Origin of the sequence: Burkholderia sp. LMG 13014 (assembly GCF_905232215.1) — a bacterium.
In the GTDB taxonomy this organism is placed as follows: Bacteria; Pseudomonadota; Gammaproteobacteria; order Burkholderiales; family Burkholderiaceae; genus Burkholderia.
Genome location: NZ_CAJNKE010000782.1, coordinates 1 through 2,289, shown reverse-complemented (window position 1 = coordinate 2,289; position 2,289 = coordinate 1). Strand labels below are relative to the sequence as shown.

Here is a 2,289-nt window from a genome sequence, read left to right as displayed (position 1 = left end):
GTCCTGCAGGCGCGCATCGGCCGGGGGGAGCGCGTCCGCGACGCACGATCCGGCGGACGGGTCGTGCGCAACCTGGGCCGCCGGCGGATCGCCGCGCCTCAGGTCGTCGAAGAAGTCGTCCGGCAGGTGTTCGCGCCGGATTTCGCCATCGTCGTCGACCATCGCCGCCGCCGTGCGCAGCAAGTTGCCGAGCTGGCGGAAGTTGCCGGGCCAAGTGCCGCGCACGAACAGCGCCATCACGTCGGGCGCGACGGACAGCGGCGGCCGGCCCGGCCCCGCGAACGCCTCCCGTTGCAGCATCTTCTGCACGACCACCGCGAGATCCGTGCGGTCGCGCAACGGCGGCAAGCGCACCACGAGGCCGTTCAGCCGGTAGTAGAGATCCTCGCGAAAACGGCTTTGCGCAATCATGTCGCGCAAATCGCGGTGCGTCGCGCAGATGATCGCGATGTCCACGGCGATCGTCTTCGTCGAGCCGAGCGGGTTGACAAGGCGCTCCTGCAGCACGCGCAACAGCCGCACCTGCAGCGGATACGGCATGTCGCCGATCTCGTCGAGGAACAGCGTGCCGCCGTTCGCCTGCAGCAGCTTGCCGATCGCGCCCTTGCGACGCGCGCCGGTGAATGCGCCCTCCTCGTAGCCGAACAGCTCGGACTCGATCAGCGTCTCCGGAATCGACGCGCAGTTGACCGCGACGAACGGCGCGTCGCGCCGCGGCGAGTCGTTGTGGATCGCCTGCGCGAGCAGTTCCTTGCCGGTGCCGGTTTCGCCGGTGATCAGGATCGGGATGTCCTTGCCGATCACCTTGCGCACCTTCGCGATCACGCATGCGACCTGCGCATCGCCGGTGTCGAGATAGTTGAGCCGCGACAGGCCGGCCGACGTGCCCGCGGCCGGCGCCGGCACCGCATTCGCGCGCGCGGCCGGCGCGAGCGCATCGTGGACGTCCGTCGGCCGGCTGCCTTCGGCGAGCGTCGCTCGCCGGAAGTGCACGCGCGCGCACACCACCGCGCCGTTGCCGAGATTCAGCGTCAGGTGCCGGTCGGTGCTCGCGCGCATGCGGTCGATCAGTTGCGCGCTCGTGATGTCGAACAGCGATGACAGCGTGTGCGCGCGCAGCGCGGCGAGCGGCATGCCGAGCTGGAACTGCGCGCTGCGATTGGCCGACAGGAAGCGGCCGTCGGCGGTAAACGCAACGATCCCCTCCATCAGCGTGCCGAGGAACTCCGGGCGGCCATGGAACGACACCTGCAGCGTTTCCTGAAAGGTCGTCGTAAACAGGTGATTCTCGATCATCTGCACCGACATCTTCGCGAGCGCCATCGTGTGCTGGTGATAGCTGCGGTGGTCGCCCGTCACGTCGAGCACGCCGATCGCGTCGCCATACGGATCGAGGATCGGCACGCTCGAACAGGTCAGGAAGCGGTTCGCCGCCAGGAAGTGCTGGTCGCCGTGAACAACCATCGGGCACAGTTCGGCAAGCGCCGTACCGATCGCATTGGTACCCTGCTGGCTCTCCGCCCAGTTCGCGCCCGGGCGCAGCGCCACCTTCTCCGCGCGGCGCAGGAAATCGTCGTCGCCGATCGAATGCAGGATCAGCCCTTCCGCGTCGGTCAGCACGATCATGCTCTGCGTATTGACGATCTGCTCGTGCAGCGTTTCCATCACCGGCATCGCGTGCACGCACAGCACCCGGCTCTGCTCGCGTTTGAGCACCAGCGCCGAGCTCGGCAGCACATCGTAGTCGGGCCGTGCCGATACCTGCAGGCCGAAGGTCTCGGACCGCTCGTGGGCCTTCTGGATCGACGGCGCGGGCCAGCCGGCGGGATGCGCGGCTCGTGTTCCGGCCGCCTGCTCTACGTCATCGCGCATTGTCTCCTCCGGGGATCTTCCGGTCATTTGCCGGACTCTTTGCCGTCAATGCAAGCAAGCATCGGGCCACGCCAGCATCGCCGCCCGAAACGAAAGCAGAACGTAATAAAAAATCCGGGCACGACCATGCGTGTCGTATCGCGCGACAGACCGGCTTCGTGATACCGCGATTTCCTGACGCGTGACTACCCGTAAGAATCCCGATCTTCGCGGCTGGCGCGTTTCTGGCTTTGTCACAGATCAAACCAGCCGCCGCCCGGACACCCGCGCGGCCGAGTGATGGTTGCCCCGACTCCATCGAGCCCTATCGACATGACACGCCGCCCGATTCGCTCCACGCCACCGCCCGCGAGACAGGTCTTGCCCGACACGCCGACGCCGTCTGCCGTACCCGCCGCCCGTCGCCTGCGGCGCGAC

Annotated in this window: 2 protein-coding genes; both read right to left on the bottom strand. The window is 67.6% G+C overall.

Annotated features, from left to right (window positions below):
- Positions 1 to 1,872 (bottom strand): sigma-54-dependent Fis family transcriptional regulator (locus tag JYJ84_RS34545; protein ID WP_205190114.1); only part of this gene is annotated, 1,872 nt, incomplete at its 3' end.
- A 233-nt stretch (positions 1,873 to 2,105) separates the two neighbouring features.
- The coding region (locus tag JYJ84_RS34540; protein WP_205190113.1) for a hypothetical protein at positions 2,106 to 2,289 on the bottom strand (184 nt) is incomplete at its 5' end.